The 14,699-nt window shown below is 69.6% G+C and carries 13 protein-coding genes; all 13 read left to right on the forward strand.

Features of this window, described 5'->3' with window-relative positions; all coding sequences use genetic code 11:
* Positions 1 to 102 precede the first annotated feature (102 nt).
* The 13 genes from ABZ796_RS07550 to ABZ796_RS07610 all read left to right on the forward strand — a co-directional run bounded on the left by ABZ796_RS07550 (position 103) and on the right by ABZ796_RS07610 (position 14,667).
* Positions 103 to 1,044, forward strand: a complete 942-nt coding sequence (locus ABZ796_RS07550) for a PDR/VanB family oxidoreductase (protein ID WP_357335885.1) — start codon at positions 103 to 105, stop codon at positions 1,042 to 1,044.
* An 84-nt stretch (positions 1,045 to 1,128) separates the two neighbouring features.
* Entirely contained in the window at positions 1,129 to 2,646 is a 1,518-nt protein-coding gene (locus ABZ796_RS07555) for an AMP-binding protein (protein WP_357335886.1), read from the forward strand.
* A 49-nt stretch (positions 2,647 to 2,695) separates the two neighbouring features.
* Positions 2,696 to 3,502, forward strand: coding sequence for a crotonase/enoyl-CoA hydratase family protein (locus ABZ796_RS07560; protein WP_357335888.1), 807 nt, complete (start codon positions 2,696 to 2,698; stop codon positions 3,500 to 3,502).
* Between the two features lies 1 nt (position 3,503).
* Positions 3,504 to 4,724 carry an FAD-dependent oxidoreductase gene (locus ABZ796_RS07565; protein ID WP_357335890.1) on the forward strand — a complete coding sequence of 407 codons (1,221 nt, stop codon included), beginning with the start codon at positions 3,504 to 3,506 and terminating at the stop codon, positions 4,722 to 4,724.
* 76 nt (positions 4,725 to 4,800) lie between these two features.
* Positions 4,801 to 6,000, forward strand: a complete 1,200-nt coding sequence (locus tag ABZ796_RS07570; protein ID WP_357335892.1) for an aromatic ring-hydroxylating dioxygenase subunit alpha — start codon at positions 4,801 to 4,803, stop codon at positions 5,998 to 6,000.
* Complete coding sequence (locus tag ABZ796_RS07575; RefSeq protein WP_357335893.1) at positions 5,997 to 6,878, forward strand: hypothetical protein; 882 nt, start codon at positions 5,997 to 5,999, stop codon at positions 6,876 to 6,878. Before ABZ796_RS07570 ends, ABZ796_RS07575 begins: the two co-directional genes overlap by 4 nt.
* 124 nt (positions 6,879 to 7,002) lie before the next feature.
* Complete coding sequence (locus tag ABZ796_RS07580; protein ID WP_357335895.1) at positions 7,003 to 8,499, forward strand: aldehyde dehydrogenase family protein; 1,497 nt, start codon at positions 7,003 to 7,005, stop codon at positions 8,497 to 8,499.
* A 2-nt stretch (positions 8,500 to 8,501) separates the two neighbouring features.
* Positions 8,502 to 8,720: a ferredoxin gene (locus tag ABZ796_RS07585; RefSeq protein WP_357335897.1), complete on the forward strand. Its 219-nt coding sequence runs from the start codon at positions 8,502 to 8,504 to the stop codon at positions 8,718 to 8,720.
* A 25-nt stretch (positions 8,721 to 8,745) separates the two neighbouring features.
* The gene (locus ABZ796_RS07590) at positions 8,746 to 9,963 is read left to right on the forward strand and encodes a cytochrome P450 (protein ID WP_357335898.1); all 1,218 of its coding nucleotides are present in this window, start codon (positions 8,746 to 8,748) and stop codon (positions 9,961 to 9,963) included.
* A gap of 46 nt (positions 9,964 to 10,009) precedes the next feature.
* On the forward strand, positions 10,010 to 10,399 hold the full coding sequence (locus tag ABZ796_RS07595) for an SCP2 sterol-binding domain-containing protein (protein ID WP_357335900.1): 390 nt from the start codon (positions 10,010 to 10,012) through the stop codon (positions 10,397 to 10,399).
* A 12-nt stretch (positions 10,400 to 10,411) separates the two neighbouring features.
* Entirely contained in the window at positions 10,412 to 11,530 is a 1,119-nt protein-coding gene (locus tag ABZ796_RS07600; protein ID WP_357335902.1) for an NDMA-dependent alcohol dehydrogenase, read from the forward strand.
* 9 nt (positions 11,531 to 11,539) lie between these two features.
* Positions 11,540 to 13,198 (forward strand): FAD-dependent oxidoreductase, encoded by a 1,659-nt coding sequence (locus tag ABZ796_RS07605; RefSeq protein WP_357335904.1) that lies wholly within the window; start codon positions 11,540 to 11,542, stop codon positions 13,196 to 13,198.
* A complete protein-coding gene (locus ABZ796_RS07610; protein WP_357335906.1) occupies positions 13,195 to 14,667 on the forward strand; it encodes an acetyl-CoA acetyltransferase in 1,473 nt (490 codons plus the stop codon). Before ABZ796_RS07605 ends, ABZ796_RS07610 begins: the two co-directional genes overlap by 4 nt.
* Positions 14,668 to 14,699: the final 32 nt, after the last annotated feature.

The following is a 14,699-nucleotide window of genomic DNA, read 5'->3' on the forward strand; positions in this document are numbered from 1 at the left end:
GGTCGAGCGGGTCCATTGCCACCTCCGGGCGTCAAGTATGTACGATGCTTTCCAAACCTAACATCATTAGATAAAGTGCTGCCAGAGAAGAGGTGAGACGTGATGACTGAGGAAGCCAGAAGGGTCCGGGTGGCCGAGAGGCAGGACCTGGCCGACGGCGTCGTCGGCCTCGTGCTGGAGCCGCTCGCCGGGGAACTCCCGGCATGGGAGCCGGGGTCGCACGTCGACGTCCTTCCTGATGGTGGCGAGGTCCGGCAGTACAGCCTGTGTGGCCCGGTCGGCGACCGCGATCGCTATCGCGTCGCGGTCCTACGGGTCGAGGACGGCCGCGGCGGTTCGGTGCGCATCCATGACAAGCTCGCCGAGGGAGACGAGCTCGACCTCCGTGGCCCGCGCAACCACTTCCGGCTTGAACCGGCCGATCGACACCTCTTCATCGCGGGCGGCATCGGGATCACGCCGATCTTGCCGATGACGGCCGCCGCGACGGCCGCCGGCTCCGACTGGAGCCTGGTCTATGGCGGCCGCTCTCGTGGGTCGATGGCGTTTCTCGACGACCTCGAGGCGTACGGCGACCGGGTCGACCTGTGGCCCCAGGGTGAGCGCGGACTGCTGGACCTGCCGGCGATCCTCGGTGACCCGGTCGAAGGCCGCCGCGTCTACTGCTGCGGCCCGGAGCCGCTGCTGGCCGCGGTCGAGCAGGAGATGCGTACGCGGCCGGGGGAGACCCTGCACACCGAGCGTTTCGCCCCGAAGGGGCCCGTCGAGACCGGTGGGGCCGCGTTCGAGGTCGAGGTCTCCTCGACCGGTGTGCGGGTCCCGGTGGCGGAGGATGAGAGCATCATCGATGCCCTCGCCGGTGCTGGGATCGAGGTCGACTTCTCCTGTCGTGAGGGCACCTGTGGGACCTGTGAGACCGGGGTCCTCGGCGGCATTCCCGACCATCGCGACTCCGTGCTCAGCGACGACGAACGGGCCGCCAACGACTGCATGATGATCTGCGTCGGCCGTTGCCGCACGGGTCCGCTCATTCTTGACCTCTGATTCGCTCTCGGGGCATTGACAGTGACGCACGTCACGGGTACAACTCAGTTATCTACAACCAATAGGTTTATTGAAGGAGCTGCCATGAGCGCCACCATCGGTTCTGCTCTCGCCTGGTGGGCGCGGACACAGCCGCATGCACCAGCCTTTGTCTTCGAAGAGGAGACGCTCGACTACGCAACCGTCGAGCACTGGTCCAGCCGGGTCGCGCTCCGCCTCCAGGCCGACGGTGTCCGCCCCGGTGACCGGGTGGGTCTGATGGCCCCCAACGACGTGCTGTGGCCGATCGCCGCCTTCGGGGTCCTGAAGGCCGGTGCGGTCCTGGTGCCGCTCAACAGCCGGTTCACCGCCACCGAGCTGCGCAAGGTGCTCGATGATGCCGGTGCGACCGCCGTGGTGGTCGACGACTCCCTCGTCGGCACGGCCACCGAGGCCGGCGCGAGCGGGGCCCCCGTCACGGTGGTGCCCTTCGCCGACTTGGCCGCCCTGCGCGAGGGCGATCCGGAGACCTTCCGCATCGACCGCGGCGAGGAGGATCCGATCTCGGTCATCTTCACCAGCGGTTCCACCGGCCGGTCCAAGGGTGTTGTCCTGACCAACCGCACGCTGCTCAACATCGTCTTCGAGGCCAGCCTCGTCGAGGAGGGCTTCCACCGCGGCTCGACCGCGCTCCTGGTGCTTCCGCTGGCGTTCACTCCTGGGCTGGTGTGGGGCATGCTGATGTCCACCGTGCTCGGTGGAAAGCTCGTGATCGAGAAGCAGCTGGTGCCTTCGCGAGCGGTGCAGCTCATCGAGGAGCACCGGATCGAGGCGATCTTCGGTGTGCCGCTGATCTATCAGGCGATCGCCGGGGCCCCGGAGTTCGCCGACGCCGACCTGTCGTCCCTCTCGACCGCTGTCGTCGGTGGCGCGGCCGTGCCGGGCGCCCTCCTGGAGGAATGGGCGAAGAAGGACGTCGCGCTGCGCCAGATCTACGGCATGACCGAGGCCGGCGGCATCGCCACCTCGACACCGGTCAGCGAGTTCCGCGACCACCCCGACAGCTGCGGCGCCGGCCACATCTTCACCGAGGTCGCCGTGATGACCGCCGACGGCGAGCTCGCCGCTCCCGGCGAGACCGGCGAGCTGGTGATCAAGGGCCCAGGTGTGACTCCCGGCTATTGGGAGTCGCCTGAGATCAACGCACAGGTCTTCCGTGACGGCTGGCTGCACTCCGGTGACCTCGGTGTCTGCGACGAGGACGGCCGGATCAGGTTCGTCGACCGGCTCAAGGACCTGATCATCACCGGCGGGATCAACGTCTCGCCGGTCGAGCTGGAGCAGGTCCTCGCCGCGATCCCCGGTGTCGGCGAGGTCGCCGTGATCGCCGCGACCGACCCGAAGTTCGGCGAGACGCCGGCCGCGATCATCCAGGCGTCGGGTGACCTCACCGAGGAGGACGTGATCCGGGAGGCGTCGAAGGTGCTGGCCGACTTCAAGGTGCCCCGCTACGTCGTGCTCCGGGACGACCCGCTGCCGCGGCTGCCCAGCGGAAAGATCAGCAAGACCGACATCCGCACCGAGTACGCCGACCTGGTCGAGCACTACCAGAAGGTCCGCTGACCCGCCCCGCATGACGATGCCCGACGACGCACGACGAGAGAAGCCATCCATGAGCACCGCCCAGGTCGAAGCCGACAACCAGATCGTCACCCTCGAGCGCAGAGGCCATGTGGCAGTGGCGACCATCCGTCGCCCGGACGCGATGAACGCGGTCAACTCGGCCGTCTCGGTCGGCCTCGGCGCGGCTCTGGCCGAGGCCGAGGCGGACGAGGACGTACGCGTGCTGGTGGTCACCGGAACCGGTCGGGCCTTCTGCGCCGGCGCGGACCTCAAGGCGCTCTCCCGGGGTGAGCGGGTCGACGACCCGGACCATCCCGAGTGGGGATTCGCCGGCTACGTACGCCACTACGTCTCGATCCCGACGATCGCGGCGGTCAACGGTTTCGCGCTGGGAGGGGGCACCGAGATCGTGCTCGCCTCCGACCTCGCCGTGATCGACGAGGAGGCCAAGCTTGGCCTGCCGGAGGTCAAGCGAGGCCTGATGGCCGCCGCCGGTGGCGTGATCCGTACTCAGCGGCAGGTACCGCTCAAGCACGCCCTCGAGCTCGTGCTCACCGGTGACCCGGTGAGCGCGGAGCGGGCCGTCGAGCTCGGCCTGGCCAACCGGGTCGCGCCCGCCGGCACCGCCCTCGAGGTCGCCCTGGAGCTCGCCGACCGCATCGCCGCGAACGCGCCGCTGTCGGTGGCGGCGACCAAGGAGGCCGTGCACCGCACCCTCGCGGCCGGCTCCGACTGGGACCAAGAGCCTTGGGACATCAACGACCGAGAGATGGCCCGGATCATGCGCTCGGAGGACTTCAGAGAAGGCACCAGGGCGTTCGCGGAGAGACGCGATCCCGAGTGGAAGGGCCGCTGACATGGCCGACCTCGAGCTGGTCGACGGGATCCGCCGGCTCGTCATCGTGGGTGCGTCCCTGGGTGCCGCCCGTGTCGTGGAGGAGGCCCGCCGGATCGGCTTCGACGGCGAGATCACCGTGATCGGTGAGGAGCCGCACGGACCCTACGACCGCCCGCCGCTCACCAAGGAGTTCCTCGCAGGAGAGGAGGAGCCTGCGCCGTTCTGGCACCTGCCCGACCCGGACTCGCAGGGGGTCACCCTCCACACTGGCACGAAGGCGCTCTCGCTCGACTCCCGCAACCGGCGGGTCCGCACCGACAAGTGGGACATCGACTACGACGCGCTGGTGATCGCCGTCGGCGCACAGCCGCGACCGCTCGACGTCGACGGCGCCCAGCTCGACGGGGTCACCGCGCTGCGTACGCTCGACCAGGCGCGCGCCATCCGAGAGGCCCTCGAGCCCGGTGCCCGCGTGGTCGTCGTCGGGGCAGGCTTCATCGGAGGCGAGGTCGCCTCCAGTGCCCGGGCCCGTGGGGCCGAGGTGACGCTGATCGAGGCCCGGGAGCTTCCGCTGGTGGGTGCGGTGGGATCCCTTGTCGCCGAGCGTCTCGCGTACTTGCACCGGCAGTACGACGTCGATCTCCTCACGCACACTAAGGTGCGCCAGATCCGTGGCCACGGCCGGGCGGAGAAGGTGTCCCTCAGCGACGGCACGACGGTGCCGGCCGACCTGGTGATCGTGGGCATCGGCGTCGAGCCCGCCACCGGATGGCTGCGCGGCTCCGGCGTCGCGATCAGCGACGGCGTGGCCTGCTCGCCCTACCTGGAGAGCACGGTTCCCGGCGTCTACGCCGTCGGCGACGTCGCTCGCTGGGTCAACCCGTGGAACGGGCGCTCGACCCGGATGGAGCACTGGACCTCGACCGGCGAGCAGGCCGAGTTCGTGGTCCGCAACGCGCTCACCACTGACCGCCGCCCGTGCAGCATCACCCCCTACTTCTGGTCGGAGTGGTACGGCCACAAGCTCCAGCTCCTCGGCGAGCCCGCCGACCAGGTCGAGCTCATCGGCAACGGTGGTGCCACTGACCCGTTCCTCGCCCAGTACCGCTACGACGGCCAGCTGGTCGGCGCCTTCGGGTTCGACCGCACCGGCCCGCTCATGAAGCTGCGTACGGCCGTCTCCGAACGGCTGTCGTGGCAGTCGATGCTGCGCCGACCCGAGGGCACCGCGCGGACCTGACCCGCTGCGCCGGACCGGCCGGCGGCGTACACTCATCACTCGAAATACCTAAAAACATTAGTTAAGAGGAGGCGTCATGACGGACGACGTCAGCATCGACCGCGAGGCGCGGATCAGACGGGCGCTGGACCACCTTCGCAACGACACCACCGACCAGTTCGAGAAGGTCGAGCCGTTCGAGGCGCACGAGTTCACCGATCCCGACCTGGCGGCGCGGGAGCGCGACCTGATCTTCGGCCGGGTGCCGACGATCGTCGCCCACGGGTCCGAGATCCCGAAGACGTACGACTTCAAGACCGTGCGGCTGCCGCGCAACAACATCATCATCACCCGGCAGCGCGACGGCAGTGTCAAGGCCCTGGTCAACCTCTGCCGCCACCGCGGCGGTCTCCTGGAGGGCGACCCCTGCGGCAAGCGCAGGCTCTTCTCGTGTCCCTACCACCGCTGGTCCTACGACATCGACGGCACGCTGCGCACCATCACGCGCGACACGACCGTCGGTGATCTCGACCAGGCCGAGTACGGCCTCGTCGAGCTCCCGGTCGAGGAGCGCCACGGCTTCGTCTGGGTCGTCGACAACGCCGACGCGGAGATCGACGTCGCCTCCTGGCTGGGTCCGGAGATGGACGAGATCATGGCCGGCTACGACCTCGGCGGCCTCGGCTGCATCCGGGCCGAGGGCTTCGAGGAGCCGGTGAACTGGAAGGTGATGCAGGACGCCTTCCTTGACGGCTACCACATCCAGTACGCCCACCCGAACTCCGCCGCGAAGTACATCCACACCAACGTGATGGTCTTCGAGGACTTCGACCGGCACTGCCGGTTCATCGCCCCGCGCAAGAGCATCGACCGCTGGCTGGAGGAGGAGCCCGGTGACCGCAGCCTCGTCGAGGACGTCACCGAGACCCACTTCCTCGGCCCGAACAGCACCCTGCTCAAGCAGCCCGACCACTTCCAGCTGCTCACCTTCCGCCCGCACCCGACCTCGCCGACGCACTCCGTCATGGAGATGCGCCTGATCGTGCCGTCGGCGGACGAGGCCGGCATCACCCAGGAGCGCTGGGAGTACCTGTGGGAGAAGAACTGGCAGATCCTCCTCGCGGTGCTCCACGCCGAGGACTTCCCGGTGCTGCGCGACTCCCAGAGCGCCATGGGCAGCGCCGACGCGGGCTCGATGGTGCTTGGTCGCAACGAGGTCGCCAACCAGGTGTTCCGGCGTCTGCTCAAGCGCCTCCTGGCCGAGACCTCCGAGACGGACGAGACGGGCGAGGCATGATCACCTACGCGTGGCGCACGACGCTGGCCGACAACGAGGTGAAGGACGTCGAGAGCCTGCTCGAGGAGGCGGTCGAGTACGACGCCGAGGCCGGCTTCTCGACGGCCACCCCGACCACGGCGGGTCGCGGGGAGGTCCGCCACCTGTTGGTCTCGATCGCGCCACCCGGCGAGCGTGGCAGCGTCGCGCTCGACCGGCTGCCGGACGTACCTGTCGTGGCGTACCTGCGGCTCGATGTGCGCGGGGAGGTCGCCGACGTCCAGCTCGTGGTGCGTCCCGAGTTCCGCTCCCACGGCATCGCCACGCTGCTGGCCGAGCTCCTCGACGAGCAGCCGACCGGCTGGTCCTCCGTCGAGGGCGTACGCCGCCTGCGGGCGTGGGCGCACGGCGCCCATCCCGCCGCCGAGCGGATGGCGCGACGGTTCGGCGCCCGCGTCGACCACGCGCTCTTCAAGACCCTGCGCTTCATCGGCGGGTCCCGCCCGTTCGCCGGCGATGATGTGGGGGCCGCCGTCGAGCCTGCCCCCGAGGGGCCGGCGGAGATGGTCGAGGGGCACCTGGCCGGCATCGCGCCCGGCGAGCGGGAGGTGCTCGCGCGCGGACGGACCCGCCTGGCCACTCCAGCCGGAAGCGTCCTCGTCGGTGTCGACGAGAAGGATCCGGCGCGACAGCCGGCGTGTATCGCGCTCGACCCCGCAGGCGTGCCGGCCGGCGACGTCCGGGCCCTGCTGACGACCGCGCTCCTGCGGGCCCAGGCCGACGGCGCCCGGGTCGCCCAGATGTACGTCGACGCCCTCTCCGAGGTCTTCGTGGGTGCCTCCCGAGGGCTCGGATTCCAGCACGACCAGTCGGACCTGCTCTACCTCAGGCCCCTCTGAGACCTGGCCGCCACGCCGTGTGCGGGGTAGGGCATTGACCGCGTAAACCTAATTGTATAAGTTTTGCGACTGTGAGGGGCGCCACACCGGCCCTCTCGTGCAGCAAGTGAACGAAGGACATGTGATGCGTGCATTCCAGAACTTGATCGGTGGCGAGTGGATCGACGCCGAGGGCGTGATCCCTGCCGACGACCCGTCCACGGGCGAGGTCTACGGGCTGGTCCCGGACTCCGACGCCGCCACCGTCGACGCCGCCGTCCGGGCCGCCCGGACCGCCTTCGACGGCCCCTGGGCCCGGATGTCGGTCGGCGACCGCGCCGAGGCGCTGCGCCGCCTGGCCGGTGTGCTGGAGAAGCGCTTCGACACCCTGGTCGAGGAGCTGATCATGGACACCGGCGCGACCGCCCGGTTCGCCCCCATGCTGCAGGTGGGTGCGCCCCTCGCCCACCTGCGCGACTTCGCCGAGATGGCCCACCACCTGGAGACGCCGGAGTCCTTCCCGCTCCAGGCGGGGCCGGCGCTGGGGCAGTGGGAGCTGCACCGCGAGCCGGTCGGGGTGGTCGGGGCGTTCACGCCCTACAACTTCCCGCTCTTCATGACCGTCTGGAAGGTCGCGCCCGCGCTGCTGGCCGGCAACACGGTGGTCCTGAAGCCCTCGCCGCTGACCCCGATCGGTCCCGAGGCCCTCGCCGCCGCCAGCCTGGAGGCCGGCATCCCGGCCGGCGTGATCAACCTGGTCCACGGTGACCGGATCGCCGGGGAGGCGCTGGTCGCCCACCCCGACGTCGACCTGGTCAGCTTCACCGGCAGCACCGCGGTCGGCACCCGGGTGATGGCCTCGGCCGCCGCCACCGCCAAGGACGTCATCCTCGAGCTCGGCGGCAAGTCCGCCGGTCTGGTGCTGCCCGACGCGGACGCCGAGCTGACCGTTCGCGGCATGCTCTTCTCCAGCATGATGCACGCCGGTCAGGCCTGTGTGGCGCTGACCCGGATGCTGGTCCCGGACTCGCGCTACGACGAGTTCGTCGACCTGCTCGAGCAGCGTGCCAAGGTGCTGCACGTCGGCCACGCGGCCGACTTCACCACCGACGTCGGGCCGGTGATCTCCGATGCCGCTCGCATCAAGGTGGAGAAGTTCGTCGCCGCCGGCCTGGAGGCCGGGGCCCGGGCGATCGTCGGCGGTGAGGCCCCCGCGGGCGTGCCCGCCGGCGGCCACTACGTCAGCCCGACGGTCCTGGTCGACCTCGACAACGACAACCCGGCCGCGCACGAGGAGATCTTCGGGCCGGTGCTCTCGGTGATCCGCTACTCCGGCGTCGAGGACGGGATCCGGATCGCCAACGACACCCGCTACGGCCTCGCCGCCGCGGTGTGGGGCACCGACCTGGTCAGGGCCCGCGAGGTCGCGCTGCGGATGCGCGGCGGCCTCACCTGGATCAACGACGCGGCCCAGGCCGACGTCACCAAGACCCCGCTCGCCGGACGTGGGATGAGCGGCGTCGGTCAGGAGAACGGCCGCGACGGCCTCCTCGCCTACACCAAGGTCCGCAGCCTCTACACGGCGCTGGACACCGACATCGACCTGCGCGCGTACGGCGTCGTGGGCAGTGAGTGGGAGTGAGTATGAACGACCACAGTCAGGCATCGATCGATCGCGAGCTCTGCAAGGGCCACGGCCGGTGCTACATGTCGGCGCCCGCCGTCTTCGACTCCGACGACGAGGGGTTCGGCGTCGTGGTCGGGGAGGCCACCACGCCCGGCGACACCGCCGCCCTCGAACGCGCCGTCAACAACTGTCCGGAGCGCGCGATCGCGTTCGCGTCCTCCGTAGCCACGCACTAGTCCCCCGGAAGAAGGAGACACCTTCATGAGCGAGCTCAAGGACGCCGAGAGCCCGGAGATCCAGACCGACTTCGACATCCACTCACCCGACATCGCCGACACCGTCTACGACGTCTACGCCGAGATGCGTGGCAAGTGCCCCGTCGCCCACAGCAAGCACTACGGCGGGCACTGGGTCGCGACGAAGTACGACGACATCCAGGAGGTTCTCAAGAACCCGACGGTCTTCTCCAGCGAGTCGGTCAACGTGCCCGGCACCATCGGCCAGGACGGGCCGATGATCCCGATCGAGGTCGACCCGCCCGACCACGGCATCTACCGCAAGCTGATCAACCCGCTCTTCTCGCCGAAGCGGATGGCGGCGCTGGAGCCGCAGATCCGTGAGATCGCCAACGAGCTGATCGACCAGATGCTGGAGGACAAGCAGGTCGACTTCATCCAGGCGTTCGCCAAGGAGTTCCCGAGCCGGGTCTTCCTCGCGCTGATGGGCTGGAACCTCGAGGACAGCGCCCAGTTCAACCACTGGGCCGACACCATCGTGCTGGGGGAGCCGGGCGCCAGCGAGGAGCGCGCCACCGAGGTGCGGATGGCGGCCGCCATGGAGGTCTACGCCTACTTCGGCGAGATGATCGACGAGCGTGCCGAGTCCGGCGACGCCGAGGACATCACCCAGATCCTCATCAACGGCACCTTCGAGGACCGCGAGCTGACCCAGTTCGAGGTGCTCAACATCCTGTTCCTCTTCCTCATCGGCGGACTGCACACCGTGCAGGGCCAGCTGGCCCACTCGGTCATCTACCTCGCCGAGCACCCCGAGGTGCGCAAGCAGCTCGTCGACGACCCGGGCCTGGTGCCCACCGCGGTCGAGGAGATGCTGCGCTGGGAGTCGGCGGTCTGCCCCGCCCGGGTCGTCAAGGAGGACTACGTCCTCGACGGCGTACAGCTGAAGGCGGGCGACAAGATCCTGATCCCGTTCGGCGCCGCCAACCACGACACCAGCGTCTACCCCGACGCCGACGTGGTCGACCTGACCCGCGACCCCAACCCGCACCTCGCCTTCGGCGCCGGCAACCACCGTTGCGTCGGGTCGCACCTGGCGCGGCTCGAGCTGCGCGTCGCCTTCGAGGAGCTGCACCGGCGGATCCCGGACTACCGCCTCGACCCCGACAACCCGCCGGAGCGTCACCTGAGCCAGGTCAAGGGCGTGGTCTCGCTCCCGCTCTTCCTCGGCGAGTCGATCTGACCCGTCGTACCCGACATCTCGCATCCCAACCAAAGGAGTACCCAAGATGACCGTCAAGTTCGGAACCGTGGAGTTCTACCAGGCGATGGGCGACGCCCTCAACAGCGACCCGGTCTGGGCCGACAAGGGCAAGAACATCGACTTCGACATGGCCTACAAGTACGAGGCGCCGCTCGAGGGCCAGTTCTTCGTCAGCTTCGACAAGGGCCAGGTGACCGCCGTGCGCGACGCCAGCCAGGAGGACCTCGACAACGCCGACTTCCTGATCAGCGGCTCCAGCGACACCTGGAAGGGCTGCTTCGACGGGAGCATCAACCCCACGGTCGCGATGACTCGGGGCAAGCTGCGCGTGCGCGGCAAGATGGCGCAGATGCTCAAGAACATGCCTGCGTTCATGTACATCCAGGAAACCATGGGCAAGATCGACTTCGAGTGAGGATCTGAGCAGATGAAGTCACGAGCAGCAGTTCTTCTCGACGGCCCCGGCAAGTGGGACGTGATCGAGGTCGAGGTCGACGAGCCCAAGGAGTTCGAGGTCCTGGTGCGGTTCACGCACGCGGGTCTGTGCCACTCCGACGACCACTACGCTCAGGGCGACGTCCCGGCGATGGCCTACCCGTTCGCCGGCGGCCACGAGGGCGCCGGGATCGTGGAGAAGGTCGGTCCGGGCGTACGCGACCTGAAGGTCGGCGACCACGTGGTGGCCGCCTTCATCCCCGGCTGCGGTCGGTGCACCTGGTGTGCCCGCGGCATGCAGAACCTGTGCGACAACGGCGCCTACATGATGCTGGGCACCCAGCTCGACGGCACCTTCCGTCTGCACACCGACGACGGCAAGGACGTCGGTCAGTGCTCGCTGGTCTCGACGTTCTCGGAGTACTCCATCCTGCCCGAGTGGGGCGCGCTCAAGATCGACGACGACATCCCGCTCGAGATCGCGGCGCTGGTCGGCTGCGGGGTCCCGACCGGCTGGGGCTCCTCGGTGAACGCCGCCCAGGTACGCCCCGGCGACGTGGTCGTGATCATGGGCATCGGCGGCATCGGGATCAACGCGGTGCAGGGCGCGAAGTTCGCCGGCGCCTCCCACATCCTCGCCGTCGACCCGGTCGAGTTCCACCGCGAGAAGGCGCTCGAGCTCGGCGCGACCGAGGCGTTCGTCAACATCGCCCAGGCGACCGACCGCGCCCAGCAGCTCACCAACGGCCAGGGCGCCGCCTCGGCGATCGTCACCGTCGGTGTCGCCAACGGCGAGCACGTCGCCGAGGCCTTCGGGGCGATCCGCAAGGCCGGCACCGTGGTGCTCACCAGCATGTGCAACGTCACCGAGTACGGCATCCCCGTGAGCCTGTTCGAGCTGGCGATGTACCAGAAGCGGATCCAGGGGTCGCTGTTCGGGATGATGCAGCCCACCCGCGCGGTGCCGGACATCCTGGAGCTGTGGCGCGAGGGCAACATCAAGCTCGAGGAGCTCATCACCCGCCGCTACGCCCTGGAGGAGATCAACCAGGGCTACGAGGACATGCACGCGGGGATCAACCTCCGCGGTGTCATCGACTACTCCGCCTGACGAGCCGACATGACCCACGTCGTCACCCGAGCCTGCTGCAACGATGCCAGCTGCGTACCTGTCTGTCCGGTCAACTGCATCCACCCGACACCGGACGAGCCGGACTACGGCACCGCCGAGATGCTCTACATCGACCCCGATGTCTGCATCGACTGCGCCGCCTGCGTCGAGGTCTGCCCGGTCGGAGCGATCAGCGCCGACTACGATCTCGCCCCCGACCAGGAGCCGTATGAACCGATCAACGCCTCCTGGTTCGACGGCGACGGGCGCCGTGACTATGCGCAGGAACCCGTCCAAGCCCGGTCCACGACCTGGACCGGACGGACGGGGGAGCAGCTTCGGGTGGCGATCGTGGGAACCGGGCCGGCGGCCTCGTACGCGGCCGAGGAGCTGCTGTCGCGGCGCGGTCTCGACGTCGCCGTCGACATGTACGAGCGCCTCCCGATCCCGGGTGGCCTCGTACGCTTCGGGGTCGCCCCCGACCACCAGGACACCAAGAAGACCTCGGTCGCCTTCGCCCGGACGCTGAAGCGGAAGGGCCTGCGGCTCTTCCTCAACACCGAGGTGGGCCGCGACATCACCGTCGAGGAGCTGCGTGCCGGCTACCACGCGGTGATCGTCGCCGTCGGCGCGCTCGACGACCGCCGCCTCGGCATCCCGGGGGAGGACCTGCCCGGCAGCCACTCGGCGACCGAGCTGGTCGCCTGGTACAACGGCCATCCCGACTTCGCCCACCGTACCTTCGACCTCTCCAGCGACCGTGCCGTCGTCGTCGGCAACGGCAACGTCGCCCTCGACGTCGCCCGGATCCTCGCCTCGGACCCGGAGCGGCTGGCGGGCACCGACATCGCCGACCACGCGCTCGCACAGCTGCGGGAGAGCAACATCCGCGAGGTCGTCGTGGTCGGGCGCCGCGGACCGCAGGAGGCGGCGTTCACCACCAAGGAGCTGCTGGGCCTGATCCAGACGCCAGGGATCGACGTCGTCGTACGCGGCGAGGAGCTCACCCAGGGCGAGGCCGCTCCCGGCTCGGCCGCCGCCGAGAAGCAGCGCCTGCTGCAGGAGCTGCTCTCACGTCCCCTGACCGCGCCCCGACGGGTGGTGCTCCGCTTCCTCGGCTCGCCCGAGACGGTCCTCGGTGCGGACTGGGTGGCGGGCATCCGGCTGCAGCACAACCGCCTCGAGGCGGACGCGGGCGGCGTGGTTCGCCCGGTGCCCACCGGCGACCTCGAGGAGCTCGCCTGCGGACTGGTCCTGCGGTCCATCGGCTACCGCGGGTCCGCGGTGCCCGGCGTGCCCTTCGACGACGTACGCGCCGTGGTGCCCAACACCGGAGGACGCGTCCACGAGGCGGGTGAGAACGTTCCGGGACTGTTCGTGACCGGCTGGATCAAGCGCGGCCCGAGCGGGGTCATCGGCACCAACAAGCAGTGTGCTCGGGAGACCGTGGCCCACCTGCTGGCGGACTTCGACGCGGGCACGCTGCCCTCGCCCCAGCACACCGCGGACGACATCGAGTCGCGGCTGCCCGGCCACGTCGGCCTGGAGGGGTGGCGCCAGATCGACACCTACGAGACCGGTGCCGGGCGGGCGGCACGACGCCCCCGGGTGAAGCTGGTCGACGTCGAGGAGATGCTCGCCGTGGCACGGTCAGGAGCCGGTGCATGAGTCTGGATCCACGTACCCCTGTTCTCGTCGGAGGCGGGCAGCTCAACCAGCGCTCAGACCCCGTGGAACCGGTCGACATGATCGTCCGAGCCGCCCATCTTGCGGCTGCCGACGCCGGTGCTCCGGCTCTCGTCGAACGGATCGACTCGATCCGTGTCGTCGGGATGCTGTCGTGGCGCTACCGCGACCCGGGCCTGCTCGTGGCTCGGCGGTTGGCGGCCTCGGTGCGACACACCGTCTACACCGGCCACGGAGGAAGTCATCCGCAGGCACTGGTCAACGATGCCGCCGAGGACATCGCCGCCGGGCGCTGCGACGTCGTGCTGGTGGGTGGAGCCGAGGCCTGGCGAACCCGGATGAGCCTCAAGGCACGCGGTGAGCGGCCGGACTGGACGTGGCAGGACGACTCCGTGCCGGTTCCCGAGACGCGTCCGGACGTCCCCATGAAGGACCCGACCGAGATCGCGGCCGGCCTGGACCGGCCGGCGTACATCTATCCGCTCTTCGAGCAGGCGATCAGGGTCGCATCCGAGCGCAGCATCGATGCGCACCGAGACGTCATCGCAGGACTTTGGGCGCGGTTCAACGAGGTCGCGATGGGCAACCCCGACGCCTGGGTGCAGCGCCCTTACACCGCCGAGGAGATCTCCACCGCCACATCGGCGAACCGCATGGTCTCCTCGCCCTACACGAAGCTGATGAACTCCAACAACAGTGTCGAGCAGGCGGCCGCCGTCCTCGTCTGCTCCGTCGAGGCCGCCCGTCGCCACGGGGTGCCTGAGGACCTGTGGGTCTTCCTCCGGTCAGGGAGCGAAGCCTCCGACACCGCCCGGATCGCGGCCCGCCCGAGGCTCGACGCCTCGCCTGCGATCGCCGCGGCCGGCCGGACTGCTCTGGAGCTCGCGGGCTTCACCGTCGACGACCTGGGGCCTGTCGACATCTACTCCTGCTTCCCTGCCGCCGTACAGGTTGCCGCCGACGCGCTGGGGCTGCCCCTCGATGATCCGGCTCGCCCGCTCACCGTCACCGGCGGCCTCACGTTCGCCGGGGGACCCTGGAACAACTACAGCACCCACGCCATCGCGACCATGCTGCGCGAGGTGCGCCGCACCCAGCGGCCGGGGCTGGTCACCGCCAACAGCGGCTATCTGACCAAGCACGCCATCGGTGTCTATGCGCCCACGCCCGGCGACGGGTTCCGCCGGGCCTCGGCGCAGGCACAGGCCGACGAGGCCGCCCCGACCCCGGTCGCCCCCGAGTACGCCGGACCCGCCGAGCTGGAAGCCTGGACCGTCGCGCACGACCGTGACGGCCGACCGGCGACGGCGATGGCAGCGCTGCGTACGCCCGATGGTGCCCGGACCCTGGCGCGATCGGAGGCACCCGACCTCGTCGCGCGCCTGGCGACCGAGGACCTGGCCGGCGCCAAGCTCGACGTCTCGGCCGATGCCACCTTCGCCCTGCCCTGAAGTCTGCCCCTGAAACCCCCGCTACCCGAGGA

The sequence above is a fragment of the Nocardioides sp. NPDC047086 genome (assembly GCF_040643685.1).
GTDB lineage: Bacteria > Actinomycetota > Actinomycetes > Propionibacteriales > Nocardioidaceae > Nocardioides.

Coding starts and splice junctions, on each gene's coding strand:
- ABZ796_RS07550 (WP_357335885.1), top strand. CDS start 103: ATGACTGAGGAAGCCAGAAGGGTCCGGGTGGCCGAGAGGCAGGACCTG.
- ABZ796_RS07555 (WP_357335886.1), top strand. CDS start 1,129: ATGAGCGCCACCATCGGTTCTGCTCTCGCCTGGTGGGCGCGGACACAG.
- ABZ796_RS07560 (WP_357335888.1), top strand. CDS start 2,696: ATGAGCACCGCCCAGGTCGAAGCCGACAACCAGATCGTCACCCTCGAG.
- ABZ796_RS07565 (WP_357335890.1), top strand. CDS start 3,504: ATGGCCGACCTCGAGCTGGTCGACGGGATCCGCCGGCTCGTCATCGTG.
- ABZ796_RS07570 (WP_357335892.1), top strand. CDS start 4,801: ATGACGGACGACGTCAGCATCGACCGCGAGGCGCGGATCAGACGGGCG.
- ABZ796_RS07575 (WP_357335893.1), top strand. CDS start 5,997: ATGATCACCTACGCGTGGCGCACGACGCTGGCCGACAACGAGGTGAAG.
- ABZ796_RS07580 (WP_357335895.1), top strand. CDS start 7,003: ATGCGTGCATTCCAGAACTTGATCGGTGGCGAGTGGATCGACGCCGAG.
- ABZ796_RS07585 (WP_357335897.1), top strand. CDS start 8,502: ATGAACGACCACAGTCAGGCATCGATCGATCGCGAGCTCTGCAAGGGC.
- ABZ796_RS07590 (WP_357335898.1), top strand. CDS start 8,746: ATGAGCGAGCTCAAGGACGCCGAGAGCCCGGAGATCCAGACCGACTTC.
- ABZ796_RS07595 (WP_357335900.1), top strand. CDS start 10,010: ATGACCGTCAAGTTCGGAACCGTGGAGTTCTACCAGGCGATGGGCGAC.
- ABZ796_RS07600 (WP_357335902.1), top strand. CDS start 10,412: ATGAAGTCACGAGCAGCAGTTCTTCTCGACGGCCCCGGCAAGTGGGAC.
- ABZ796_RS07605 (WP_357335904.1), top strand. CDS start 11,540: ATGACCCACGTCGTCACCCGAGCCTGCTGCAACGATGCCAGCTGCGTA.
- ABZ796_RS07610 (WP_357335906.1), top strand. CDS start 13,195: ATGAGTCTGGATCCACGTACCCCTGTTCTCGTCGGAGGCGGGCAGCTC.